The sequence below is a fragment of the Methyloligella halotolerans genome (assembly GCF_001708935.1).
Taxonomy (GTDB): domain Bacteria; phylum Pseudomonadota; class Alphaproteobacteria; order Rhizobiales; family Methyloligellaceae; genus Methyloligella; species Methyloligella halotolerans.
Genome location: NZ_MASI01000001.1, coordinates 649696 through 673112, shown reverse-complemented (window position 1 = coordinate 673112; position 23417 = coordinate 649696). Strand labels below are relative to the sequence as shown.

Annotated in this window: 25 protein-coding genes; 11 read left to right on the top strand and 14 right to left on the bottom strand. The window is 63.3% G+C overall.

The annotated features are described in order from the left end of the window. Positions 1–8: 8 nt before the first annotated feature. Positions 9–1646 (bottom strand): long-chain-fatty-acid--CoA ligase, encoded by a 1638-nt coding sequence (locus tag A7A08_RS03310; RefSeq protein ID WP_245290788.1) that lies wholly within the window; start codon positions 1644–1646, stop codon positions 9–11. 516 nt (positions 1647–2162) lie between these two features. Here A7A08_RS03310 and A7A08_RS03305 point away from each other — a divergent pair. From A7A08_RS03305 to A7A08_RS03275, 7 genes are all read left to right on the top strand, one after another. Then, the gene (locus tag A7A08_RS03305; protein ID WP_069094069.1) at positions 2163–2432 is read left to right on the top strand and encodes an acyl carrier protein; all 270 of its coding nucleotides are present in this window, start codon (positions 2163–2165) and stop codon (positions 2430–2432) included. A 66-nt stretch (positions 2433–2498) separates the two neighbouring features. Continuing rightward, on the top strand, positions 2499–3737 hold the full coding sequence (locus tag A7A08_RS03300; protein WP_069094068.1) for a beta-ketoacyl-[acyl-carrier-protein] synthase family protein: 1239 nt from the start codon (positions 2499–2501) through the stop codon (positions 3735–3737). Between the two features lie 32 nt (positions 3738–3769). Next, complete coding sequence (locus A7A08_RS03295) at positions 3770–4414, top strand: DsbA family protein (protein ID WP_069094067.1); 645 nt, start codon at positions 3770–3772, stop codon at positions 4412–4414. Positions 4415–4540: 126 nt separating this feature from the next. Then, positions 4541–5050: a hypothetical protein gene (locus A7A08_RS03290; RefSeq protein WP_069094066.1), complete on the top strand. Its 510-nt coding sequence runs from the start codon at positions 4541–4543 to the stop codon at positions 5048–5050. 60 nt (positions 5051–5110) lie between these two features. Beyond that, positions 5111–5407, top strand: a complete 297-nt coding sequence (locus A7A08_RS03285) for an ArsR/SmtB family transcription factor (protein ID WP_069094065.1) — start codon at positions 5111–5113, stop codon at positions 5405–5407. Between the two features lie 126 nt (positions 5408–5533). Beyond that, positions 5534–6283 (top strand): SDR family NAD(P)-dependent oxidoreductase, encoded by a 750-nt coding sequence (locus A7A08_RS03280; protein WP_069094064.1) that lies wholly within the window; start codon positions 5534–5536, stop codon positions 6281–6283. A gap of 440 nt (positions 6284–6723) precedes the next feature. Further along, the gene (locus A7A08_RS03275) at positions 6724–6987 is read left to right on the top strand and encodes a hypothetical protein (RefSeq protein ID WP_069094063.1); all 264 of its coding nucleotides are present in this window, start codon (positions 6724–6726) and stop codon (positions 6985–6987) included. 10 nt (positions 6988–6997) lie between these two features. Here A7A08_RS03275 and radC read toward each other — a convergent pair whose 3' ends face one another. The 3 genes from radC to sfsA form a co-directional block, all read right to left on the bottom strand. Beyond that, a complete protein-coding gene (gene radC, locus A7A08_RS03270; protein WP_069094062.1) occupies positions 6998–7690 on the bottom strand; it encodes a RadC family protein in 693 nt (230 codons plus the stop codon). A gap of 10 nt (positions 7691–7700) precedes the next feature. After that, entirely contained in the window at positions 7701–8519 is an 819-nt protein-coding gene (gene map, locus A7A08_RS03265) for a type I methionyl aminopeptidase (protein WP_069094061.1), read from the bottom strand. Positions 8520–8597: 78 nt separating this feature from the next. Next, positions 8598–9374 (bottom strand): DNA/RNA nuclease SfsA, encoded by a 777-nt coding sequence (gene sfsA, locus A7A08_RS03260; protein WP_069094060.1) that lies wholly within the window; start codon positions 9372–9374, stop codon positions 8598–8600. A 166-nt stretch (positions 9375–9540) separates the two neighbouring features. On the opposite strand from sfsA, the gene A7A08_RS03255 reads away from it, so the two are divergent. Then, on the top strand, positions 9541–10317 hold the full coding sequence (locus tag A7A08_RS03255) for a competence/damage-inducible protein A (protein ID WP_069094059.1): 777 nt from the start codon (positions 9541–9543) through the stop codon (positions 10315–10317). Between the two features lie 9 nt (positions 10318–10326). On the opposite strand, the gene A7A08_RS03250 is transcribed toward A7A08_RS03255, so the two are convergent. The 3 genes from A7A08_RS03250 to A7A08_RS03240 all read right to left on the bottom strand — a co-directional run bounded on the left by A7A08_RS03250 (position 10327) and on the right by A7A08_RS03240 (position 15286). Then, positions 10327–10767, bottom strand: coding sequence for a BLUF domain-containing protein (locus A7A08_RS03250; protein ID WP_069094058.1), 441 nt, complete (start codon positions 10765–10767; stop codon positions 10327–10329). Positions 10768–10907: 140 nt separating this feature from the next. Further along, positions 10908–11543 carry a histone H1-like repetitive region-containing protein gene (locus A7A08_RS15840; protein ID WP_069094057.1) on the bottom strand — a complete coding sequence of 212 codons (636 nt, stop codon included), beginning with the start codon at positions 11541–11543 and terminating at the stop codon, positions 10908–10910. A 35-nt stretch (positions 11544–11578) separates the two neighbouring features. Continuing rightward, a complete protein-coding gene (locus A7A08_RS03240) occupies positions 11579–15286 on the bottom strand; it encodes a vitamin B12-dependent ribonucleotide reductase (RefSeq protein WP_069094056.1) in 3708 nt (1235 codons plus the stop codon). Positions 15287–15599: 313 nt separating this feature from the next. Between A7A08_RS03240 and A7A08_RS03235 the strand changes: the two genes are divergently transcribed. Then, a complete protein-coding gene (locus tag A7A08_RS03235) occupies positions 15600–15983 on the top strand; it encodes an NADH:ubiquinone oxidoreductase subunit NDUFA12 (RefSeq protein WP_069094055.1) in 384 nt (127 codons plus the stop codon). A gap of 64 nt (positions 15984–16047) precedes the next feature. Further along, positions 16048–16521, top strand: a complete 474-nt coding sequence (locus A7A08_RS15435; protein ID WP_245290787.1) for a DUF2155 domain-containing protein — start codon at positions 16048–16050, stop codon at positions 16519–16521. Here A7A08_RS15435 and aat read toward each other — a convergent pair. The 7 genes from aat to A7A08_RS15425 all read right to left on the bottom strand — a co-directional run bounded on the left by aat (position 16431) and on the right by A7A08_RS15425 (position 21963). Next, a complete protein-coding gene (aat, locus tag A7A08_RS03225; protein ID WP_069094053.1) occupies positions 16431–17126 on the bottom strand; it encodes a leucyl/phenylalanyl-tRNA--protein transferase in 696 nt (231 codons plus the stop codon). The genes A7A08_RS15435 and aat overlap by 91 nt on opposite strands. A 23-nt stretch (positions 17127–17149) precedes the next feature. Further along, positions 17150–18493, bottom strand: a complete 1344-nt coding sequence (accC, locus tag A7A08_RS03220) for an acetyl-CoA carboxylase biotin carboxylase subunit (RefSeq protein ID WP_069094052.1) — start codon at positions 18491–18493, stop codon at positions 17150–17152. A 9-nt stretch (positions 18494–18502) separates the two neighbouring features. Continuing rightward, entirely contained in the window at positions 18503–18997 is a 495-nt protein-coding gene (gene accB / locus A7A08_RS03215) for an acetyl-CoA carboxylase biotin carboxyl carrier protein (RefSeq protein WP_069094051.1), read from the bottom strand. After that, positions 18997–19449 carry a type II 3-dehydroquinate dehydratase gene (gene aroQ, locus A7A08_RS03210; protein ID WP_069094300.1) on the bottom strand — a complete coding sequence of 151 codons (453 nt, stop codon included), beginning with the start codon at positions 19447–19449 and terminating at the stop codon, positions 18997–18999. The genes accB and aroQ overlap by 1 nt, the downstream gene beginning before the upstream one ends. Before the next feature lie 218 nt (positions 19450–19667). Further along, positions 19668–20507: a DsbA family protein gene (locus A7A08_RS03205; protein WP_069094050.1), complete on the bottom strand. Its 840-nt coding sequence runs from the start codon at positions 20505–20507 to the stop codon at positions 19668–19670. A gap of 29 nt (positions 20508–20536) precedes the next feature. Continuing rightward, on the bottom strand, positions 20537–21169 hold the full coding sequence (locus tag A7A08_RS15430) for a tetratricopeptide repeat protein (protein ID WP_083226402.1): 633 nt from the start codon (positions 21167–21169) through the stop codon (positions 20537–20539). Continuing rightward, the gene (locus tag A7A08_RS15425) at positions 21169–21963 is read right to left on the bottom strand and encodes a M48 family metallopeptidase (protein ID WP_083226401.1); all 795 of its coding nucleotides are present in this window, start codon (positions 21961–21963) and stop codon (positions 21169–21171) included. Before A7A08_RS15425 ends, A7A08_RS15430 begins: the two co-directional genes overlap by 1 nt. Before the next feature lie 273 nt (positions 21964–22236). Between A7A08_RS15425 and A7A08_RS03195 the strand changes: the two genes are divergently transcribed. Further along, positions 22237–23355, top strand: a complete 1119-nt coding sequence (locus A7A08_RS03195) for an aminotransferase class I/II-fold pyridoxal phosphate-dependent enzyme (RefSeq protein ID WP_069094299.1) — start codon at positions 22237–22239, stop codon at positions 23353–23355. The last annotated feature ends 62 nt before the right edge of the window (positions 23356–23417 follow it).

Genomic DNA, 23417 nt, shown 5'->3' with positions numbered 1-23417 from the left:
GGCGCATCTTAGGCGTCGCGGCGGGCGCGCTTCCGCTCCTCTTCCACCAGCTCTTTCTTGGAAAGCTTGCCGATCATCGTCTTCGGCAGAGCATCGCGGAATTCGATCTCTGCGGGGATTTCGATCTTCGAGAGCTTCTCGCGCAGATGGGCGATCAGTGCCGTCTTGTCGGCCTCCATGCCCTCCTTGAGCTTCACGAAGGCCTTTGGCGCTTCCCCACGATAGGTGTCGGGAATGCCGATCACCGTGACCTCCTCCACGGCGGGATGCTCGTAGAGCGCGTCCTCGATCCTGCGCGGATAGACGTTGAAGCCGGAGCAGTTGATCATGTCCTTCATCCGGTCGACGATGAAGATGTATCCCTCGTCGTCCATGTAGCCGACGTCGCCTGTCCGGAAGAAGCGGCCGGTGAAGGCCTGCGCCGTCTCCGCCTCCCTGTTCCAGTAACCGCTCATCACTTGAGGTCCCGCGATGCAGATCTCGCCCCTCTCGCCGAGCGGCATCTCGGTCGCGGGATCGTCCAGCGAGCGGATCGACACCTCGGTGCCCGGCAGCGGCAGGCCGATGGAGCCCTCCCGCGGCGCGCGGTCCATGGGATTGCACGTGGCGACCGGCGCGGTCTCGCTCAGCCCGTAGCCTTCTACGAGATGGCAGCCGGCGATCGATTCGAATCCCTTCTTCGTCTCCAGCGGCAGGGCGGCCCCGCCGGAGATGCAGAATTGCAACGATGTCAGATTGAATTTCTTGATGCCCGGGTAGCGCACCATCGCGCCGAACAAGGTCGGCACCCCCGGCATCATGCTCGGCTTCAGCTTGTCGATGAGCTTCAGGGTGCCGATCAGCTCGAATCGCGGCACCAGGATGATCTCCATCCCCTCATGCACGCCGAAATTCATCACCGTCGTCATGGCGAAGACGTGGAAGAAGGGCAGCACCCCCAGAATTCTGTTCGAGTCGCGCGAGGAGGCGACCCACCAGGCCTTCACCTGCTTGATATTGACCGTAAGATTGCCGTGGGTCAGCACCGCGCCTTTCGGCGTGCCCGTCGTGCCGCCGGTATATTGCAGCACCGCGATGTCCGACGGCGAAAGGGCAGGGGCGTCGTAGCGGCCGTCATTGTCGAGCAGTGTCTGCTCGAGCACGACCTTCTCCCGCTGGGGCGAGGTGGCCACCTTCGCGAGCCGGGAGCCGGGGCTGAAGCGCAGCACGGCGGATTTCAGTTTGGGCAGCAGGCTGGCGAAACTCGCCACGATCGCCCGGTCGAGAACGCCGCTTTCGAGAACTGCTTCAACCTTCTGGAAGGTGAGGCTGAGATCAAGGGTGACCATGATCTCGGTCCCGCTGTCGCGGATCTGGAAGGCGATTTCCTCGACGCTATAGAGCGGATTGAAATTGACCACCGTGCCGCCGGCCTTCAGCACGGCGAAATAATAGACGATGAAGCTCGGCGTGTTGGGGAGGAGCAGCCCGACTCGCGTTCCGTTGCGGACACCCATGCCCTGCAGCCCCTTCGCGGCGCGTGCCACCTGCTCCGCGATTTCCCCATAGGTGAGGGTCCTGCCCATGAAATATGTGCAAGCCTGATCGCCGTAGCCTTTCGCCGCGGCGTCGAACATGTCGGTCAGGAGAGCCGGCTCTAGCGCCATTTCCCAATCGATTCCGGCGGGATACGACCTCAGCCAGGGACGTGTCGCGGCGCACGGTGCGTCAGGACGTCCCTTGTCATTCTTCGCCCCTTGCGTTATGGGCGGTCGGCTCGGAGTGCCGTTCCTGGCGTTTCTCCCCATAAGCGTCTTGGCTCTTTCTTTAAGACTTTTCGCTTAGGATGCTTTTCCGCAGTGGCCATTGCAACACGCGATGATGATTGCGGTGGCTCTTGTTGGAGCCGGTCTAGAGTTTTAATATATTTAGACCAGGGTATCGGACGGGGGCCATTGGCCTAAGCGGTTCGGAATTATGCTGAAACCGTGGCGTGTCGAGGCGTAAAAACGCCAATTTTGTTGGGGATGAGAACCCGCAGCTAGGGAGCGATTGCACTTGAGCCGGTAGACTGGAAGAGATTTTAAGTCTATTCCAATCGCCGACTTGCCCTTGCATTAGCTATGATTTAGCTCAGGGACCCATTCGATCGGACCCCGGTTCACGGGGCAGGGAGAGTAATTATGGACGATGTGGCTGACAAAATCATCGAGATTTTGCGCAAGAACATGAAGGATCCCTCGAAGACGGTGACGCTTGAGACTCCTCTCAGCGAGCTCGAGATCGAGTCCCTCGATCTGGCGGTGATCGTGTTCGATATTGAAGATACCTTCGGTATTGAAATCCCGTATAATGCGAACGAAGAGGTCGAGGCATTCGCGACGGTCGGATCTGTCGTCGATCGCGTGAACAGCATTATTGCCGAGACGAAGTCTTCGGGCGCAGCGGCTTAGCCAGCGCGTGCCGCCCGGGGTCGCACTCGGGCATGGAACGGGGCTGGAGCAACGGCTTAGCACTACATGACAAAAACGAACGGTCGCAGACGCGTTGTGGTCACTGGTCACGGCGTGGTCACCCCTTTGGGCACGGGGGTCGAGAAATTCTGGTCTGGTCTCAAGGCCGGCAAGGTCGGGATTCGCGAGGTCGAAAGTTTCGACACGCAGGATCTCTACATCACCATTGCCGGCGAGGTTCCTGACTTCGATCCCAAGGTGCATCTGAAGAGCCGGCCGTTGATGCTGGCCGACAAGTACTCCCAGTACGCGGGATGCGCCGCCGCCGAGGCGGTGGAGATGTCCAAGCTCGAAACGCCGATCTCAGACAAGGAAGCCTATCGCTCCGCTTGTGTGATCGGCTCGGGCGTGGGCGGGCTCACGACCCTCGAGTTCTCCTACAAGATGCTGTTCCAGGAGAATAAGCGGGCCACCCATCCGCTGACGCTCTTGAAGGCTATCGGCAGCTCGGCGTCGGCACACGTGTCCATCGAATACGGCATCAAGGGCCCGACCTACGGCCTGGTGAGCGCATGCTCGACCGCGAGCCACTCGATCGGCAACGTCTACCGGATGATCCGCGAAGGCCTCGTCGATCTGGGCATTGGCGGTGCGGCGGAGGCTTCCCTGAATTGGGGAGCGACGCGTGCCTGGCAGGCCATGCGCGTGCTCAGCCCCGACGGGCTGTTTCCGTTTTCGAAGAACCGCAACGGCACGGTGCTGGCCGAAGGCGCAGGCATCCTGATGCTCGAGGAGTACGAGCACGCCAAGGAGCGCGGCGCGCCGATCCTGGCCGAGCTCAAGGGCTACGGCATGACCGCCGACGCGGCGGACATGGTCAACCCGTCCATCGACGGCGCTTCGGCCGCCATTGAGATGGCTCTCGCCGACAGCGACCTTTCGCCGAGCGATATCGATTACATCAACGCTCACGGCACGGCGACCGCGGTCAACGACCTGAACGAGACCCGTGCCATCAAGCGGGTCTTCGGCAACGCCGCCAACAACGTGTCGATCTCGTCCACCAAGTCGATGCACGGCCACTGCCTGGGTGCCGGTGGCGGTATCGAGGCCGTGGCGGCCGTCAAGGCGATCGGCGAGAACTACGTCCCGCCGACGGCCGGTCTGACCGATCCGGATCCCGAGTGTGATCTCGATTACACGCCGATCCACGGCAAGGACCGCGAGGTCAACTACGCCATGTCGAACTCGTTCGCCTTCGGCGGTCTCAACGCGGTGCTCATCTTCGGCCCGCCGCCGGCTTAAACAGCCTCGATACTTCATAGGGGACTGCCCCCGTGCGAAAGCTGCCCGCCATTCTGCTGCTGACTGTGCTGCTCGGATGTGCGGGCATCGTCGCATTTGCGGCCACCAGCGGCGACAGACGACTCGGAGAGGCGATCTCCGAGCATGCCGACGAGATCTATCGCGGCGACGACCCCGTCGTGAGCGATGACGGCGGCGACGTCCCCGTGGTCCTGTTCACCGACTTCAATTGTCCCGACTGCCGCAAGGCCGAGCCCGCCATCAATCGTCTCGTTAAAGAGAAGGACGGTGTGCGCCTGATCGTGAAGCAGCTTCCGATCCTGGGCCGCGATTCAGAGATTGCGGCGAGGATCGCGCTCGCCGCTGACGCCCAGGGAAAATATTGGCCTCTGCATAAGGCGCTGTTCGAGGCGCGGGGGCGCATTACCCAAAACAGGGCCTTGCGCATCGCCGAGGATCTCGGGCTCGATATGGATCGCCTCAAATCCGACGCCAATGGCGACGAGGTCAGCGCGACCCTGGCCAAGACGTTCCTCGTGGCCGACGCCATCGACGTTCCAGGCGTCCCCTTCATGCTCGTCGGTGACCATCAAGTGCTGGAAAGTGACGATCTCTACGGCGATCTCTCCGCAGCTGTCGACGAGGTCCGCGCGAAAGGCTGCACCGCCGCCTGCTGACGCCACAGACGCCGTTCCCTCGATCTCTGGGGGAACAGCCTGCCCACGCGCTTCGTTAGCTCTTGCAACCGCGAAACGGGGAGGGGCGGAAGGCGAGCCCGCTTCCCAAACGGAGATGCAGGCGCAATGAGACCACGCAACACGATCCTTGGCATCCTCGCTGTGGCCTGCGCGGCCCTGGTGCCCGCCAGCGCCTCTGCGGCGCAATACGGCTGGTCCAGCGACCGGGACAGCGTCACCGGCTATCGCTACACGGTGCCGGGCGCGATTTTCGACCCCATCGAGGGGGACGGGCGCCCTGCGTTCAACTATTTCGTCTCAGATGATGGCCGGGCCAAGCTCATGTATGGCGCCTGGGACAAAGAAGTCGACGCGACGCCGGAAAGCCTCAAGCGATGGATGATCGAAAATGCCGGCGGCGAACAGAACCTGACCTATGAACCCAAGGGCAAAAGCTGGTTTGTCGTCAGCGGCTACAAGGGCGACCTGATCTATTACGAGAAGGTGATGTTCTCCTGCGGCAACCGCCTCGTCAGCATATTCGCCATCGCCTACCCCAAGAGTGATCGCGGCCGGTACGATCCTGCCGTCGAACGGATGGAAGACGTGTTCCGTCCGGGCTACGATTGCCGCTGATCCGTTTCGTCCGCCATCCCTTGCTGGCTGCGGCGGCCGGGGGCATATATGGCTTGAGACATGACGGCATCCGATACATCCAAACGGCTCTCGGAGCGCGACTTCGAACGCATCGCGCGTGCTCTTTCCGAGCCCCGGCGCGTCCAGATCCTCCGGGAGATCGGCGCCCATGAGGGGCCGCTCCTGTGCAGCAATCTCAACCAGTGCCAGCAGATCAGCCCGGCCACGCTCTCGCATCACATGAAGGAGCTCGAGGTCGCTGGCCTTATCCAGATCGGCCGGGAAGGGCGCTTCGCGACCCTGACCCTCCAGCGTGACGTTCTGGAGGCCTATCTGGCGCGCCTGGCCGAGATCTAGCGGACCGCAGTCGCGACCCCGTAGCCGCCCATCAGATTTTCCGCAAACGAAGGGACTTGTATCCGTCCGACGCCCACCCATTTACGTTTCGATGTTCATCTAAATATCGAAACGTAGGAGACGGGCATGAGCGATTTGAAGAACAAGGTAGCCGTCGTGACGGGTGCCTCGAAAGGCATCGGGGCTGGTATTGCGGCGGAGCTGGCGGCAAGCGGTGCCGCGGTCGTGGTGAACTATGCGTCCGATAAGGCCGGCGCCGATCGCGTGGTGGAGACCATCACGAGCGCAGGCGGCAAGGCGATCGCGGTCCAGGCGAATGTCGCAAGCAAGGCGGATGTGGAGCGCCTGTTCGGCACTGCCGTCGATGCTTTCGGTCCGGTCGACATTCTGGTCAACAACGCCGGTATCTACAGCTTCGCGGCCCTGGAGGAGGTCACGGAGGAGCACTACCGCAAGATCTTCGATGTCAACGTGCTGGGGCTGCTCCTGGTGACCCAGGAAGCCGTGAAGCATTTCAATTCGGAAGGCGGCAGCATCGTGAATATCGGCTCCATCGCGAGCGAGTGGGTGCCGCCCGGCGCGATCGTCTACTCGGCCACCAAGGGGGCCGTCGACACCATCACCATCGGCCTGGCCAAGGAGCTTGCGCCGAAGAACATCCGGGTGAACTCCGTCAACCCGGGCGGTGTCGAGACCGAAGGCACTCATACCGCCGGCGTAATCGGCAGTGACTTCGAAAAGGAGATCGTCTCGCACACTTTGCTGGGCCGGATGGGCCAGCCGAAGGACATCGCATCGGTCGTCGCCTTCTTTGCCTCCGCGGACGCAGGGTGGCTGACCGGTGAGGTCATCGAGGCCGGCGGCGGCTACTTCTAGCGGCGTCGGAACGTGGGGAGGGGGGGCGGCCGCAAGCATGCGTCGTGGCGCCTCCAGCAGAGCGTCACAGAGGACGAAGCTCCGGACCGCCGCCCACCCCTCCGAAGTCCGAAACCCCACCCTACGAGCGCTGCGCAGCCCACTGGACGAACGCTTGCAGGCCCTGCCGGCGCCCGGCTTTCAATTCGGCTTGACGGTGAACCGGCGGAGGCAGAAAGTTGCCGCGGAAATTAGGAACCGCGTCGCTGTCGGTTTGGCTCTGGAGGGAGCCTTCGTCGGTCTTGCGCAAAAGATCCAACCCAACACCAAACCATCGCCTTGCTGTGGATGCCCGCATTTTGCGATGGGTTCCCGAGCGCCGAGGTCGACGCCCGGCTCAGCGAGAAGACCTGTTTGGTGGACTGTCAATCATCCGAAAGATCAAACAACGGGAAGTGTTCATGACACAGCTGCGCGAAATTCTGCTGGTTGCTTGTTCTGTCCTCGCGCTCACCGCAAGCGTGGCCCACGCGACGGGCAAGCGCGAATGCGCCGACGACTATCGCCGCTTCTGTAGCGAATGGGGATTGGAAACCCGGGGCCTGCAGAACTGCATGCGCAGGCATGGCGATAACCTCTCGAACCGCTGCGTCAAGGGTCTCATCCAGGCCGGCGCCGTTTCGCAAGAGGAAGTGGATCGCCGCCGCGAGCAGCTCGGCCGTTAGGGCCAAGCAGCTAGATCAGCCCTAGTCCCTTGAAGCTCGCGTGTCCCTGGCGCCCCACGATGATGTGGTCGTGCACTAGGATACCGAGATTCTTCGCCGCCTGATCGATCTGCTTGGTCATCTCGATATCGGCGCGGGACGGCGTGGGATCTCCCGAAGGGTGATTGTGCACCAGCACCATCGCCGTGGCGGAGAGTTCGAGCGCCCGCTTCACCACTTCGCGCACATAGACCGGTGTGTGGTCCACGGTGCCGGTCTGCTGCACCTCGTCGGCAATCACCTGATTGCGCTTATCGAGAAACAGGATGCGGAACTGCTCCTTCGCCTCGAAGCCCATGGCGGCCCGGCAATAATCGAGCAGCTGTGACCACGAGTTCAGCACGGGCCGGTTCAGCACTTCCGCCCGCATCACCCGAAGCGCTGCGGCGCGGACCAGCTTGATCTCGGTGATGGCCGCGTCGCCCAGCCCCGGAATTTCCGCCAGCAGTTCCTCCGGCGCATTAATCACTTCGGCGAAGCTGCCGAACCGTGCCATCAGCGCCTTGGCCAGCGGCTTGGTGTCCTGGCGCGCCTTCGCGCGGAACAGGATCATCTCCAGGAGCTCGTAATCGGGGAGGGCGTCCGGGCCGGCTTCGCGGAAACGCTGCCTCAGCCGCTGACGGTGACCGAGGTAATGAGGCTTGCCGGCATCATCGAAGCCCATCTGGCGCCTATCAGCTGGTGTGGACCGGCGGCTGGAACAGATCCTTCGGAGACAGGGTGAAGATCTCGCAGCCGTCCTCCGTAACCCCCACCGTGTGCTCGAACTGCGCCGAGAGCGAGCGATCCCGCGTCACCGCCGTCCAGCCGTCGGAGAGGATCTTCACATGCGGCTTGCCGAGATTGATCATCGGCTCGATGGTGAACAGCATGCCGGGCTGCAGCGCGAGGCCTTCGCCGGGCTGTCCGTAGTGCAGGATATTCGGACGGTCGTGGAACACCCGGCCCAGCCCATGGCCGCAGAAATCGCGCACGACGCTGCAGCGCTGGCTCTCCGCATAGGACTGGATGGCATGGCCGATATCGCCGGTGGTCGCGCCGGGCTTCACCGCCGCCACGCCGCGCATCAGAGATTCGTGAGTCACCTCGATCAGCCGCTGGGCGGCGCGGCTCACGGGCCCGGCGGCATACATCCGGCTCGAGTCCCCGTGCCAGCCGTCCAGGATCATCGTGACGTCGATATTGAGAACGTCGCCATCCTTCAGCGCGCGCGCTCCGGGGATGCCGTGGCAAACGACATGATTGAGCGAGATGCAGCTCGACTTCGTATAGCCGCGATAGTTCAGCGTCGCCGGGATCGCGTTATTCGCTTCGGCGAAGGCGTAGACCATCTCGTCGAGCGCCTCGGTGGTGACCCCGGGCTGCACCTCGGGCACGAGGAGGTCGAGGCACTCGGCCACGAGCCGGCCTGCGCGCCGCATGCCCTCAAAGGCCTCCGATCCGTGTAGCTCGATGCTGGCGTCACGCGCCGCTGCAAATTCTAGATTTGTCATGCCGTTCCGAAGAGCGCTCCTTAAGCGCCTTGCCGTTCGTGAAGGGGGATCCTCCCGTTCAAGGAGGCCCATTCTGACTTAAGATGAAAGTGCTGCTCGCGCAACGGGCACGGGCGCCGATGCCGCGTTTCGCTCCTCCAATCCCGTGGCGATCGGGAACACGGTTTCGAAGCCGCGGAGGCTCGGCTGGCAGGCATAGGCCAGCACCTCGACGCCGGCGGACCGCGCCGCGGCGAGCCCATCCGCATAGGCCGGGTCGATATCGGCGGCCAGGGCGAAGCTTCGGGCATCGCTGCGCTGGATCAGATACAGCATCGCCGCGCGGCCGCCATGCTGCGCGACCTTGGCCAACTCGGAGAGGTGCTTCGCCCCCCGCGCCGTCACCGAATCCGGAAACTCCGCCAATCCGGGCTCGCGCATCAAATGGACGTTCTTCACCTCCACGTGGCACGTCGCGCCGCCCTCGTCCTGCAGCAGGAAATCGATCCGGCTATTGGTGCCGTAGCGGACCTCGCGGCGCACCTCGCCATAGCGCGCCAGCTCGGGGATCGCGCCTTGCGCAAGTGCGGCGGCGACGAGCGTATTGGGGAGCGCGGTGTTGATGCCGACCAGGGCCGGACCTTCGCCCAGATCCACCTCGATCAGCTCCCACGAAAAGCGGAGCTTGCGTTTCGGATTGTTGGACTTGGAGACCCATACCCGCGAACCTTCCGCGCTCAGCCCGAGCATGGCGCCGGGGTTGCAGCAATGGGCGGTCACGGTTTCGCCGGTCTGGAGTTTAATATCGGCCAGGAACCGCTTATAGCGGCGTATCAGCGTTCCCGGTATCAAGTCGGAAGGATAGGCGTGCAGCATTCTCCGACCCTAGGCGGGATCGGCAAGTGGCGGCAAGGGTCGGCAAGGGTCGGCCGATGCGGTCGCCGACAGTACGCCAAAGAGCACGGTGAGAGCAGGTCGAGAGTTGGGGACAACGGGTAGGGGCGTCCGCGCCGCTGCCGATGCGGAGGTCATCTTTCCGGTCATGACAGACAATGATGAGGGTGTGGAAATCGTCACGGCAGCGTTGCTCGTGATCGGCGAGGAAATTCTCTCAGGCCGCACCCGCGATGCCAACACCGGCTATATCGCCAAGGCGCTCGATGAGGTCGGCATCGCGTTGCGCGAGGTGCGCGTGGTCCCCGATGTCGAAGATGAGATCGCGGATGCGGTGAACGCGCTGCGCCGCCGCTATCGCTATGTCCTCACCACGGGGGGCATCGGTCCGACCCACGATGACGTGACCACCGACGCCATCGGCCTCGCATTCGGAGTCCCCGTTGCCGAAGATCCGCGTGCGCTCCGCGTCTTCGAAGAGCGCTACCCCGATCAGCCCGTCAGTCCCGGCCGCCGCCGCATGTCGCGCATTCCGCAGGGCGCCGAACTCATCGTCAATTCCGTCTCCGGCGCGCCAGGCTTCATGCTCGACAACGTCATCGTCATGGCCGGCATTCCCCGCATCATGCAGGCCATGATGGAGGACGTTCTTCCGCGGCTGGAAAAGGGCCGTCCGCTCGCCTCGCGCAGCATCCGGGTCGATGCGCCTGAGGGGAAAGTGGCTGGTGGGCTTTCCGACCTTCAGGACCGCTATCCGGGCGTACGCATGGGCAGCTACCCGTTCTTCAGCGACACGCGTGTCGGCACGTTTGTCGTGCTCCGCAGTGCCGATGTCGCCCTCATGGACGAAGCGGTCTCGGAATTGCGTGCGTTGCTCGTCCGCGAGGGGATGCCTCACGAGGAGGCGGAGAAGGAAGAGGTGTGAGCGCCCGCCTCAGGCCGACACGGCCTGGCGTCCGTTGAACGTGACCGCGTCCGCCATGACGGAGAGCAGCGTTCTCGAGATCTCGCTATTGAGGGCCTGAGGAAGGTTGATGGCGACCTGGGCCAAGGCATCCTGAGCGGTCGCGCTGGACGCGACGGAGGCCATCGACCACCGTCCGAACTGCCTGGTCTCGATGGGGCCGGCAGTGAGGATCGTACGCCGCTCGTGACGGGGATCGCGGCAGATCACCTGATAGATCTCCTTCACGTCCGCTTCCTTGCCCTCAAGCACCTGAGCGAAATACCGGTCGGTGCAAAGCAAAGCGCCGGTCACGTGCCGTAGGGCATTGTTGCGCCTGGCCGTGAGCATGATGTTGTGCAGTTCATCGCCTGCAGCGGTGCCAGACTTATCAAGAAGAGAGTGACTGAGATAAGCGAGCCTGTAGAGCATCCACACTTCCGTCGCGTAAACCAGACCGGGATGAGGAGCGCTTTACAGCAAAATCACTGAAAAATTCTGAATGCGGAAGATAAAGAAATGGCGCGAGAGCGGGGCCCTCGCGCCATTTTCTGTCAGCGGTGTATGGGCCGCTATTTCTTGGTGGTCGTCTTCCGCGCTGCAGGCTTCTTCGCGGCGCCCGTCTTGCGGGGCGTCGTCTTCTTGGCCGCAGCCGTGCGCGTTGCAGGCTTCTTTGCAGCCGGCTTCTTCGCGGACGTCGTCTTCGCAGTCACCGGCTTGCGCGCCGAGGCCGACTTGGCAGCGGGCTTCTTCGCCGTCGTGGTTCTGCGGGTCGTCGTCGTGCTCTTGGCAGCCGTCTTGCGGGCAGCGGGCTTTCTCGCTGCAGGCTTCTTCGCGGCGGCGGTGCCTGAGGTCTTGCGGGCGGTGGTAGTCTTTTTCGCAGCGGCCGGCTTCTTGGCGGCAGCAGGTTTCTTCGCTGCGGGCTTCTTGGCGGCCGTCGTCTTGCGCGCCGTGGTAGCGCTCTTTGCGGCAGTCTTCGCAGCAGGCTTCTTCGCCGCCGGCTTCTTGGCTGCGGGCTTCTTGGCCGCAGCAGTCGTGGTCTTCTTCGCAGCCGGCTTGCGGGCGGAGCTGCTACGGGTCGCCGGCTTGGTAGCGGCGGCGGCTTTGGTGGTCGAAGTGGCCTTGCTGGCAGACGTGCTGCCGGCGGACGTCTTCGAAGCCGGCGTTTTGGCCGCCGGCTTCTTCTTCGTGGTCTTCGTTGTGGCCATCGAGTGGGCCCTCCTATCGAGGTCTCTGACTGAGTCTACGAACAGCCACTCGTTCCGCCACAGGTATCGCATTTGAGACAGGTGCCATTGCGGACGAGTGTGAAGTTCCCGCATTCAGAACACGCTTCACCTTCATAGCCCTTAACGCGCGCTTCGGCGATAAGGTCCGTCTCGCCACGTTGCTCGGCGAGAGCTTCGACCGCTCTTGCCACGTAGTCGGAATCGGGCGTCGAAGATGATGTGTCGGATGCGGGCGAGGTTGCGGCGCCAGTGACCTGGGCGTCGGCCTCTTCTTCAGTGTCGCTCCTGAGTGCATGGGCAGGTCGCCCTTTTGCTTGGAGTCGGCTTCCACGTCGGAACTCACTAAGACGTCCGCGTGTGAAGCCTGGTGAGACGAGAGCTTCAGTCGTCTGCGCGTCGCCGTCCTCGTCACTCGAACCCAGCGTCGTGCTGCCGATCTCAGTAGGATCGACATGTGCCAACTCGTAGCGGCCCAGATAAGAGACCGCAAGCTCTCTGAACAAGTAATCAAGAATCGAAGTGGCATTCTTGATCGCTTCATTTCCGCGAACGAGGCCCGCCGGCTCAAAGCGCGTGAAGGTAAAAGCATCGACGAACTCTTCCAACGGCACGCCATACTGCAAGCCAACCGATACCGCGATCGCAAAGTTGTTCATGAGTGAGCGGAAGGCAGCGCCCTCCTTGTGCATGTCGATGAAGATCTCACCCAAACGTCCATCGGTGTACTCGCCAGTTCTTAAGTAGACCTTATGACCGCCGACGACGGCTTTCTGAGTGTAGCCCTTCCGGCGGTGAGGCAGACGCTCGCGATCCGCACGAACGCGCGCACGCTCCACGATGCGCTCGATCACGCGCTCGGCCACGGCGTTCGCCCGCTGGGCGCCCGGCTGATCGGCGGCCATCTCCTGGATCGCCTCCTCCTGCTCGTCCTCGTCATCGGCGAGGAGCTGCGCGTTCAGCGGCTGGGACAGCTTCGAGCCGTCGCGATAGAGCGCGTTGGCCTTCAGGGCCAGCCGCCAGGAGAGCATGTAGGCCTCCTTGCAGTCCGCCACGCTGGAGTCGTTCGGCATGTTGATGGTCTTAGAGATCGCACCCGAGATGAAGGGCTGAGCCGCCGCCATCATGCGGATATGGCTCTCCGCAGACAGGTAGCGCTTGCCCTTGCGGCCGCACGGGCTAGCGCAATCGAAGACCGGCAGATGCTCGTCCTTGAGGCCCGGCGCGCCCTCCAGGGTCATCGCCCCGCAGACATATTCGTTCGCCGCTTCGATCTCTTTACGCGTGAAGCCGATCTCGGAGAGCAGGTCGAAGTCCGGCGCGCTCAGGCGTTCCGCCTCCAGACCGAGGGTCTCGGTGCAGAACTCTTCGCCGAGCGTCCACTTGTTGAATACGAACTTGATGTCGAACGCCGTCGCCACGGCTTTCTCGACGATCTCGATCTTCTCTTCCGTGAAGCCCTTGGCGGCCAGCGTCTCGTGGTTGATGTGCGGCGCGCCCTTCAGGGTGCCGTAGCCGACCACGTAGTCGATGATCTCCTTGCGCGCGGTCTCTTCGTAGCCGAGGACGCGGAGAGCTTCCGGCACCATCCGGTTGATGATCTTGAAGTAGCCGCCACCGGCCAGCTTCTTGAACTTCACCAGAGCGAAATCGGGCTCGATGCCGGTGGTGTCGCAATCCATCACCAGGCCGATCGTACCGGTGGGCGCGATCACCGTGGCCTGCGCATTGCGATAGCCGTAGGCCTCGCCGAGGGCCACGGCGGCCTCCCAAGCCCGTACTGCTTCCTCCATCAGCGCAGGCTGCGGGCAGCTCGTGTGATCGAGCGGTACCGGCCGCGTCGTCAGCCCTTCATAGCCGTCGTAATCGCCCCGTGCCGCGCGGGCATGGTTGCGCATCACCCGCAGCATGGAGTCGCGGTTTGCGTCGTAATCGGGGAAAGCGCCGAGCTCCTTCGCCATCTCCGCGCTCGTCGCGTAGGCCGTGCCGGTCATGATGGCGGTGAGCGCGCCGCAAAGCGCGCGGCCTTCCTGGGAGTCGTAGGGGACGCCCGAGGCCATCAGCAGCCCGCCGATATTGGCGTAGCCCAGCCCCAGCGTGCGGTACTCGTAGGAGAGCTGCGCGATCCGGCGGGACGGGAACTGCGCCATGGTCACGGCGATCTCGAGCACCACCGTCCACAGCCGGATGGCGTGGCGGTAGGACTCGATATTGAAGCTGCCGTCCGCGTTGCGGAACATCATCAGGTTCAACGAGGCGAGATTGCAGGCCGTGTCGTCCAGGAACATGTATTCCGAGCACGGGTTCGACGCGCGGATCTCGCCTGCCGCCGGGCAGGTGTGCCAGTCGTTGATGGTCGAGTGGAACTGGATGCCCGGGTCGGCGCAGGACCAGGCCGCTTCGCCGATCTCTTCCCACAGCTCCTTCGCCTTGACGGTCCGTGCGACCGCACCGTCCTTGCGCCGGATCAGATTCCAGTCGCCGTCCGCCTCGACCGCGTTCAGGAATTCGTCGGTGACGCGCACCGAGTTGTTCGAGTTCTGACCGGAGACCGTGCGATAGGCTTCCGAGTCCCAATCCGTGTCGTAGGTCTGGAACTCGATCGAGGTGTAGCCCTGGCGGGCGAACTCGATCACCCGGCGGATATAGTTGTCCGGTACCTTCAGCTTGCGCGCGGCCTTCACCTCGCGCTTCAGCGCCGGGTTATGCTTCGGATCGAAGCACTGGTCGCCGTCGGCCTCGCAGTTCACGCAGGCCTTGAGGATCGCGTTGAGCCGCTCCGAAAGAACTTTCGAGCCGGTCACCAGCGCGGCCACCTTCTGCTCCTCGGTGACCTTCCACTTGATGAAGTCCTCGACGTCCGGGTGGTCGATATCGACCACCACCATCTTGGCCGCACGGCGCGTCGTGCCGCCGGACTTGATGGCCCCGGCCGCGCGATCGCCGATCTTCAGGAAGCTCATCAGGCCGGAAGACTTGCCGCCGCCCGACAGCGGCTCATTCTCGCCGCGGAGCGCCGAGAAGTTGGAGCCGGTGCCGGAGCCGTATTTGAACAGCCGCGCCTCGCGCACCCACAGATCCATGATGCCGCTCTCGTTCACCAGATCGTCCTCGACGGACTGGATGAAGCAGGCATGGGGCTGGGGATGCTCGTAGGCCGATTCGGATTCCTTCAGTTCGCCGGTGCGGTAGTCGACGTAGAAGTGACCCTGGGCGGGACCGTCGATGCCGTAGGCCCAGTGAAGGCCGGTGTTGAACCACTGCGGGCTGTTCGGCGCGCCCATCTGCATGGCGAGCATGTAGCGGTGCTCGTCGAAGAACGCCTGAGCGTCCTCCTCCGAAGAGAAGTAGCCGCCCTTCCAGCCCCAATAGGTCCAGGTGCCGGCCAGACGGTCGAACACCTGACGGGCATCCGTCTCCGAGCCGTAGCGCTCATCTTCGGGAAGCGAGGCGAGGGCGTCCTCGTCGGGAACCGACCGCCACAGCCAGGACGGGACGTCGTTCTCCTCCACGCGCTTCAGACGCGCCGCGACACCGGCCTTGCGGAAGTATTTCTGCGCCAGGATATCGGCTGCGACCTGGCTCCAGTGAGCCGGTACGCCAAACTTCTCCAGGGAGAACACCAGGGAGCCGTCCGGATTGCGGATCTCGCTCGCGCTATCCCTGAACTGGATAGCGTCGTATGGCGAACGGCCGGCCTCGGTAAAATGTCTTTCGATCCGCATCTCTTCTCCCCCGGATGTATGTAGCGTCAGTCGAGCCGCCCAAGCTCTGTCGATTCGGGCGCCGTAGCAAGCGGAACCCTAGATGTAGTATGAGACAGTTAACAATCCACAACAACTGTGGATTAGCTGCGGCGTTGGGCAGCGTATCCGGTCACAACTATATGGTGATTCTGCCCCCCGGCCGCGAGTCCCGCGCGGTGTTTTTGGCTCACATGAAGGCCTTGGCCGAGACAGCCTGCCACTGGACGCATTTCGCCTTTGACGCCATAGTCCGTCAGGACAAATCACCCCTCCGGACGAGACAACGAATTCGATGGCTTTCTTCAAAGAGCTCTTTGCGTGGTGGACCGGCAACACCATAGGCACGCGGCTCTTCACCTGGCGCTTCGGCAACGAGGTGGGCACCGACAGCTTCGGCAACACCTATTACGAGGACAAGACCGGCGCCCGCCGCTGGGTGATCTACGACAAGGTGGCCGATGCGAGCAGCGTCACGCCGGCCTGGCACGGCTGGCTGCACCACACCGTCGATGTGCCGCCGACGGATGAAACCTACGAAGCCAGGCCCTGGCAGATGCCGCCCCAGCCCAACCTCACCGGAACGCCGGCCGCCTATCGGCCACCCGGCAGCACCTTGCGGCCCGTCGGGGAGGAGGGGCCGCCGACCCGCGCCTACGAACCTTGGCAACCCGAATAGTCCGCCACGGCCCCGTCACTTTCATCCATCATTCGAAAGCGGAACGTGTCGGGGAAGTGGACGGATGCGCTCCCGTCCGTATAAGTGCCATTTCATGATCCAGCTTGCACGAATCGCCGCAACCTCCTGCCACATGACCGCGGTCTTGCTGACGGCGCTGGCAATGCTGCTGGTGTCGGGAGCGGCCGCGCGGGCCGACGTGATCGAGAACAAGATCGCCGTCTTCGCCGCGCTGGATAAGGTGACGGGCCGGATCTCCCATCTCGAGATCCCCATCAACGACACGGTGAAGTTCGGAGCCCTACGGGTGACGCCGCGCGTCTGCCACACGCGCCCGCCGACCGAGCAGCCGAAGACGGCCGCATTTGTCGAGGTGGACGAGACCAAGCTCTCCGGCGAGACCAGCCGCATCTTCACCGGCTGGATGTTCGCCGAAAGTCCGGGGCTTCATGCCGTGGAGCATCCGGTCTTCGATGTCTGGCTGACTAACTGCAAGATGCCGGAAGACGACATGTCGCCGGGAAGCGAAGAGAACTGACCTTCGCCGTCGGACAGCGCGTCCTCCAATAATCCCTGAAAGTCCTCCCGGTCCACCTCCACGGTGCCGAAACGCGCCAGATGGTCCGTTACGAACTGCGTGTCGAGCAGGGTGAAGCCGCCGTAAATCAGCCGCGCCACGAGATAGACTAGGGCGATCTTGCTGGCGTCGCGCACCAAGCTGAACATGCTTTCGCCGAAGAAGGCCCGGCCGAGATGGACCCCGTACAGCCCGCCGATCAGCCTATCGTCGCGCCAGACCTCGATGGTGTGGCAGTGGCCGAGATCGAATAGGTCGGCATAGAGATTGCGGATGCGCTGATTGATCCAGGTGCTGCGGCGTCCGGGGCGGGGCGCCGCACAGCCCTCGATGACTGCCGCGAAATCGTTGTCGACCTTGATCTCGAAATCGCCGCGCCGGATCGTCCGCGCCAGGCTGCGCGGCACATGCACGTTGTCGAGCGGCAGGATGCCCCGATGCTCGGGCTCGATCCAGTACAGCGCGTTGTCCCGCGCGCTCTCCGCCATAGGGAAGATCCCGCACGCATAGGCCTTGAGAAGGACCTGCGGCGTGATCTCGATCATGATGTCGTCGAGCGTGGCCATCCGCCTCTCCACCAGCTCGAGACCTACGAATCTTGAGCCAGATATTCCTCTAGCCAATGAATATCATACATTCCATCGGCGATAGCGGGTTCTGCGAGAAGCGCGTTAAAGAGCGGTATCGTCGTGTCGATACCGTCGACCACGAATTCGCCTAGGGCTCGCTTCAAACGCATCAGGCATTCGTTGCGGTTGCGGGCGTGCACGATCAGCTTGCCGATCATGCTGTCGTAGTAGGGCGGGATCGTATAGCCGGCATAGGCGCCGGAATCGACACGGACGCCAAGCCCGCCCGGCGGGTGGAAATGGGTGATGGTGCCGGGGGAGGGGCGGAAGGTTCGCGCATTCTCCGCGTTGATGCGGCACTCGATGGCGTGGCCGTTGAAGGTGACGTCTTCCTGGCGGATGGTCAGCGGCGCTCCGGCGGCGACCCGGATCTGCTCGATCACCAGATCGATGCCGGTGATCATCTCCGTGATGGTGTGCTCCACCTGGAGACGCGTGTTCATCTCGATGAAGTAGAACTCGCCGTTCTCGTACAGGAACTCGACCGTGCCCACGCCCTTGTATTTCAGCTTGCGCATGGCGTCGGCCACGGTCTCGCCGATCTCCTGGCGCTGCTCTTCGTTGAGCGCGGGCGACAGCGCCTCTTCCCAGATCTTCTGATGCCGCCGTTGGAGCGAGCAGTCGCGTTCGCCGAGATGGATCGCGTTGCCCCTGCCGTCGGCCAGCACCTGCACCTCGATATGGCGGGGCTTACCGAGATATTTCTCGATATAGACCGTCGCGTCGCCGAAGCTCGCCTGGGCTTCCGTGCGCGCCGTGGCCAGCGCCAGCTCCAGCTCGCTTTCGAACATGGCGACCTTCATGCCGCGTCCGCCGCCGCCCGAGGCCGCCTTGATCAGCACCGGATAGCCGATGTCCTTAGCGAGCCGCTTTGCCTCCGAATAGTCCGAGACCGGTCCATCGGAGCCGGGTACCACCGGGATGCCGAGCTTCTGGGCCGTCTCCTTCGCCTCGATCTTGTTGCCCATGAGCGAGATATGCTCCGAGCTCGGACCGATGAAGTTGATCTCATGCTCTTCCAGGATTTCCGCGAAGCGCGCATTCTCAGCCAGGAAGCCATAGCCGGGATGCACCGCATCCGCGTTGGTGATCTCGCAGGCCGAGACGATCTGCGGAATGTTGAGATAGCTGTCCTTGGCCGCGGCGCCGCCGATGCAGACGCTCTCGTCGGCGAGCCTCACATGCATGGCGTCGGCATCCGCGGTGGAATGCACGGCCACCGTGGCGATGCCGAGCTCTTTGCAGGCCCGCTCGATGCGGAGGGCGATCTCCCCCCGGTTGGCAATCAGGATCTTGTCGAACATCGGTGGCCGCTAGTTCGTTTCGATGACGACGATCGGCTCGCCATACTCGACCGGGTGGCCGTCCTCCACGAGGATCGAGATGACCGTCCCCGCGTGAGGGGCAGGGATATGGTTCATCGTCTTCATCGCCTCGATGATCATGATGGTCTGGCCGGCGGTGACCCGGGTGCCGACCTCCACGAAGGCTGGTGCGCCCGGCTCGGGCGATCGGTAGGCGGTGCCCACCATGGGCGAGGTCACCGTGCCCGGATGCGGTCCGGCGCTTTCCGCCTTGGAAGATTTGTCCGAACCCTTCGACGCCCCGGCGTCTCCGCCCACGACAGGTCCGCCGAAATTGCCGGCGACGATGGTCTGGTTCCTGGCAACGCGGACGCGCTGCCCGTCGTGCTCGATCTCGATCTCGGTAAGCTCGGTTTCCGTCAGGAGCTCGGCAAGCTCCTGGATAAAGGCCTTATCGAAGGCGCCCGTCTTCTTTGCGTCGGGCGTTTTCTTTTCGTCCGCCATTACTTTTTCCCGCCTTGACCGATCATTGCGGCAAGGGCCTCGATCGCCAGCTCGTAGCCTTTCGGCCCAAGCCCGCAAATCACGCCCTTCACCCCTTTGGAGATATAAGAATGCTGCCGAAACGACTCCCGGGCAAAGACATTGGAGAGATGAACCTCCAAGCTCGGCACGGGAACGGCTAGCAGCGCGTCCAGCAAGCCCACAGATGTATGCGTGAGGGCGCCCGCGTTGACAATAAGCCCGCTCGCGTTTTCGCGCGCCTCCTGGATCCAGGTGATCAGATCCCCCTCATGGTTGCTCTGACGAAAATCCACCGCCAGCCCGCAATCCTTTGCACGGGATTCGCAAACCGCCTTGAGATCGTCCAGCGTCTCGTGGCCATAGATCTCCGGCTCACGCTTGCCCAGCAAGTTGAGGTTTGGGCCGTTGAGGATGAAGATCGGCTTGGCCATGGGCGAGGAAACACCTGGCAATTGAGACAGTAACGCAAGAAAATCCGCCGCCATCTGGGCAGCATGAAGACTGCCCAGGCCGGCGCGGCGGGCAGAATAGGCCGCCGCTCTTTAGCAAATTTCTTCTAAGGCCGCAAAGCGAGAGGCGCCAGACCGTTTCGGTCCGACGCCCCCAGAAAATACCGCAAGCTGTAAAGACTTCGTAGAACGTGCCGCGATTAGCAGGTGGTCGTGCACCCGTTCTTGCGGATTTTCGCGACATTCGATTCCAGCTGCTCGAACAGATCGTCCGGCGCGCCGGCGATCATCTCGTCGCCGACCAGATAGAGCGGCGTGCCCTGGAGCCCGATCGCCTGGGCGATCTTCATGTTCTCATCCAGCGCAGCCTTGACCTTGTCGCTCTTCATGTCCTCTTCGAACTTGTCCATGTCCAGCCCGAGATCCTTGGCGATGGCCATCGCCTTCCCCTTGTTGGCCTTGCCCGGATCGTTATAGAGCCGCTGGTGCATCTCGAAATATTTGCCCTGCTCCTTGGCGGCGAGCGCGGCCCGGGCGGCATCCTCGGAGTCCTGGCCGAAGATCGGCAGCTCCTTGAACACCACGCGCACCGTGTCGTCCTCTTTGGTCAGCTTGACCACATCGGGCAGGGCGCGCTTGCAGAAGCCGCAATTGTAATCGAAGAACTCGACCACCGTGACGTCGCCGTCCGGATTGCCGCCCACATAGGAATAGTTGGAACGGAAGATCTTGTCGGCGTTGTCGCCGATGCCCTTCTTCTGCTGCTCCGCCTGGGCGCTCTGCTGGCGCTCGTCCAGCTCCTGGGACATGTCGACCAGGATCTCGGGATTGTTGACCAGATAGTCGCGCACCACGGCGATCACCTGGGTCCGGGTCCCTTCGTCGCTCATGTCGAGTCCCGAAGCCGTACCGGCCTCGGTGCTGCCGTCCGCGAACTGAACGGAATGGCCGGGGGCGAAGATCAAGAGCCCGGCCGCCGTCACCGCGGCGGACACGATCGCGGCCACGAGGGCTGCGAGGAGGCCTGTTCTTGCGGTCATCTGTATTCTCCTAGAAGACGAATGGCGTCTTAGTTGGTTTTGGGGGGTTGGAAGGCCAGGATATCGTCGGCCTGGATCCAGCTGGGCGTGCCTTCGATGAAGGCCGTCTTGGCCCGACGCGCCTGCATCTTGGCGAGGTCGAGCTGCCCTTCATAGAAATACGCTTCTGCCGAGGCAAGGTCGGCGCGCGCCAGAAAGTCTCGGCGGGCCTGGGCCGGGACACGCTCCGCCTTACGGCCATAGGCGATGGCGAGCTGGCGATACGCCGTCGCCGAGGAGCGCTCGCGGGCGAGGGCGAATTTCAGGTTCTTGATCGCCTCGTCCACATTGCGGGGCCCGGAAGCCCCAAGCAGCGCCTGAGCCAGCATGACGCGGATCAGGGGCTCCTCTGGCGCGAGTTCTACGGCCTTTTCGAGATCCGGAATGGCTTGGGCAGCGCGCCCGCTTTCGAACAGGAACTGCCCGCGGATCTCATGGAAATAGGGCCAATTGGGCTGCGCCTGGACCAGGGCATCCAAAAGCGGCATCGCGGCATCTACGCCCTTGTCGCGATAGGTCGCGATGGCCCTCGCATAGTAGGACGGAAAGCTGCGATCCGATTTCGGATATTTGTTGAACACGACCTCGGGCTTGTCGATGAAGCCGATCAGCTTCGCCCGCACTAGGTCGTGCCGGAACTGCAGCTCCTGCGGATCCTTCTTGTTGTAATAGGGCTGGAGGTCACCAACGCCCGGAGCTGCGAGAGCCGCTGGGAGGGCAGGGGGTGGCTCTGCAGGAAGGGATTGATGCCCTCCACGCCGAGCAGCTTGCTGTTCAGATATTCGAAGGACTGGACCATCCCCTTGCCGGACTGCTGGGTCGCGTTGAGAAACGTCACCGCAGCTTGGTCGGCGGAGGATTCCTCGTCCTGACGATAGGCCAGCACCGAGCGCATCATCGCCTCGGTCCCGCCGAACGCGATGCCCGCGCCCGCCTGGCCGATATCGCCTTGACCTGCCATGGCGCCCGCGGCCATGGCGGCGAGGCCCAGAAGCTGCAGCATCAGCGCCGTGGACTTGGCCTTGGAGACCTGGCTCCGCAGCCGCGCCAGATGGCCGCCGGTGATGTGGCCGCTCTCATGGGCGATCACGCCGATCACCTGGTTCGGCGTATCGGCCATCATGATGGTGCCGGCATGGATGAACATGTTGTGGCCGTCGACGACGAAGGCGTTGAAGGCTCTGTCGTTGACGAGATGGATGTCGATGCCCTGGGAGCCGAGACCCGCAGCGTTGAAGATCGGCTTGGCGTAGTCGCGAATGAGCGTCTCGGTTTCGGAATCCCGGATCAGCCCAGCAGCCGAAGCCGCATCGCTCACCGCCGATGAAACGACGAGCGCCCCCGCCAGCAAACCCGTTGCTGCGGCCTTGCCCCATTTGGAGAAGCTCATCTTGCTGGTTCGAACCGGCGCGTTCATTGTCCGGAATATGCTAACCGTTTGCGATCAATAGCCAAAGACGGGTATCGCACACGGAGCGCCCCACGGCCAATCCACTTACGCCGAACATCACCCGGATTTGATCGGAATGACCGGGCGGAAATCTTGGCGGAAAACCCTGGCGGAAACCTTGGAAAGTCGACTTTGATGCGATCGCCCACCTCGCGGACAGATGATCGCCCCGAATGGGGCAACAGCGTGACGGGACCGCTGCCGCCTTCCGTGCGCAGCCGCATCGATCCGTTCATCGTGATGGATGTGATGCGCGAGGCGAACGCCCGTGTGGCGAGGGGCGACGACATCATCCATATGGAGGTCGGCCAGCCCGCGACCCCTGCACCGAAGGCGGCCCTCGCCGCAGCTGAGGCCGCGCTACGGTCCGACAAGCTCGGTTATACCGACGCCCTCGGGATGCCGGCCTTGCGGGAACGGATCGCCGCCTTCTACGGCGAACGCTATGGGATCGGCGTGCCGCCCGAGCGGGTCGTGGTCACCGCGGGATCGTCCGGCGGCTTTATCCTGGCCTTTCTCGCCATTCTCGAAGCGGGTGACAGCTTCGGCCTGCCGAACCCCGGCTATCCCTGCTACCGCCATATCCTCAGCGCCCTCGGCGCCGAGCCCCGGCTGATCGCGCCAGGGCCGGATGATCGCTGGATGCCCCATGCCCGTCACGTCGAAGCTCTGAAGGCGCAAGGCGCGAAGGGGCTCCTACTCGCCAGCCCCAACAATCCGACCGGCACCATGGCGGTGGACGGGCGGGTCGGCGAGATCGCACGCGCGTGCGCCCGCGAGCGCCTCTGGCTTGTCTCCGACGAAATCTATCACGGGCTCGAATACGACCGCCCGGCCGAGACGGCGCTGGCCGCGAGCGGCGAGGCCATCGTGGTCAACAGCTTCTCGAAATATTTCAGCATGACCGGCTGGCGCATCGGCTGGCTCGTTGTGCCGGAAGATCTCGTCCGGCCCATCGAGCGCCTCGCCCAGAACCTCTTCATCTCCACCTCGGCCATCGCCCAGCACGCCGCTCTGGGCGCATTCGACGGAATCGAGGAGCTGGAGGAGACGCGGAAGGTCTACGCCGAGAACCGTGCCCTTTTGCTGGAAGAGCTCCCCAAGGCCGGCTTCAAGAACATCCTGCCCGCCGACGGCGCCTTCTATCTCTACGCCGAGACCAGCCATATGGCCGAAGACAGCAGGGCCCTATGTCAGGCGATGCTCGACCGGACGGGGGTCGCCGCCACCCCGGGGCTCGATTTCGATCCGGCCGAGGGCAAGCGCTTCGTGCGCTTCTCCTATGCGGGCTCTCTCGATGAGATGCGCGAGGCGAGCAAGCGCCTCAAAGCCTGGCGCGAAACGGGGCAGGGCTTCTAGGCGGCGGCCGGAATTCCATAACGGCCAGCCGGAAACGAAAGAGGCCCCCGGAGGGGCCTCTC

Coding starts and splice junctions, on each gene's coding strand:
- A7A08_RS03310 (WP_245290788.1), bottom strand. CDS start 1,646: ATGGCGCTAGAGCCGGCTCTCCTGACCGACATGTTCGACGCCGCGGCG.
- A7A08_RS03305 (WP_069094069.1), top strand. CDS start 2,163: ATGGACGATGTGGCTGACAAAATCATCGAGATTTTGCGCAAGAACATG.
- A7A08_RS03300 (WP_069094068.1), top strand. CDS start 2,499: ATGACAAAAACGAACGGTCGCAGACGCGTTGTGGTCACTGGTCACGGC.
- A7A08_RS03290 (WP_069094066.1), top strand. CDS start 4,541: ATGAGACCACGCAACACGATCCTTGGCATCCTCGCTGTGGCCTGCGCG.
- A7A08_RS03285 (WP_069094065.1), top strand. CDS start 5,111: ATGACGGCATCCGATACATCCAAACGGCTCTCGGAGCGCGACTTCGAA.
- A7A08_RS03280 (WP_069094064.1), top strand. CDS start 5,534: ATGAGCGATTTGAAGAACAAGGTAGCCGTCGTGACGGGTGCCTCGAAA.
- A7A08_RS03275 (WP_069094063.1), top strand. CDS start 6,724: ATGACACAGCTGCGCGAAATTCTGCTGGTTGCTTGTTCTGTCCTCGCG.
- radC (WP_069094062.1), bottom strand. CDS start 7,690: ATGGGCTTCGATGATGCCGGCAAGCCTCATTACCTCGGTCACCGTCAG.
- map (WP_069094061.1), bottom strand. CDS start 8,519: ATGACAAATCTAGAATTTGCAGCGGCGCGTGACGCCAGCATCGAGCTA.
- sfsA (WP_069094060.1), bottom strand. CDS start 9,374: ATGCTGCACGCCTATCCTTCCGACTTGATACCGGGAACGCTGATACGC.
- A7A08_RS03255 (WP_069094059.1), top strand. CDS start 9,541: ATGACAGACAATGATGAGGGTGTGGAAATCGTCACGGCAGCGTTGCTC.
- A7A08_RS03250 (WP_069094058.1), bottom strand. CDS start 10,767: ATGCTCTACAGGCTCGCTTATCTCAGTCACTCTCTTCTTGATAAGTCT.
- A7A08_RS15840 (WP_069094057.1), bottom strand. CDS start 11,543: ATGGCCACAACGAAGACCACGAAGAAGAAGCCGGCGGCCAAAACGCCG.
- A7A08_RS03240 (WP_069094056.1), bottom strand. CDS start 15,286: ATGCGGATCGAAAGACATTTTACCGAGGCCGGCCGTTCGCCATACGAC.
- A7A08_RS03235 (WP_069094055.1), top strand. CDS start 15,600: ATGGCTTTCTTCAAAGAGCTCTTTGCGTGGTGGACCGGCAACACCATA.
- A7A08_RS15435 (WP_245290787.1), top strand. CDS start 16,048: ATGCGCTCCCGTCCGTATAAGTGCCATTTCATGATCCAGCTTGCACGA.
- aat (WP_069094053.1), bottom strand. CDS start 17,126: ATGGCCACGCTCGACGACATCATGATCGAGATCACGCCGCAGGTCCTT.
- accC (WP_069094052.1), bottom strand. CDS start 18,493: ATGTTCGACAAGATCCTGATTGCCAACCGGGGGGAGATCGCCCTCCGC.
- accB (WP_069094051.1), bottom strand. CDS start 18,997: ATGGCGGACGAAAAGAAAACGCCCGACGCAAAGAAGACGGGCGCCTTC.
- aroQ (WP_069094300.1), bottom strand. CDS start 19,449: ATGGCCAAGCCGATCTTCATCCTCAACGGCCCAAACCTCAACTTGCTG.
- A7A08_RS03205 (WP_069094050.1), bottom strand. CDS start 20,507: ATGACCGCAAGAACAGGCCTCCTCGCAGCCCTCGTGGCCGCGATCGTG.
- A7A08_RS15425 (WP_083226401.1), bottom strand. CDS start 21,963: ATGAACGCGCCGGTTCGAACCAGCAAGATGAGCTTCTCCAAATGGGGC.
- A7A08_RS03195 (WP_069094299.1), top strand. CDS start 22,237: ATGGATGTGATGCGCGAGGCGAACGCCCGTGTGGCGAGGGGCGACGAC.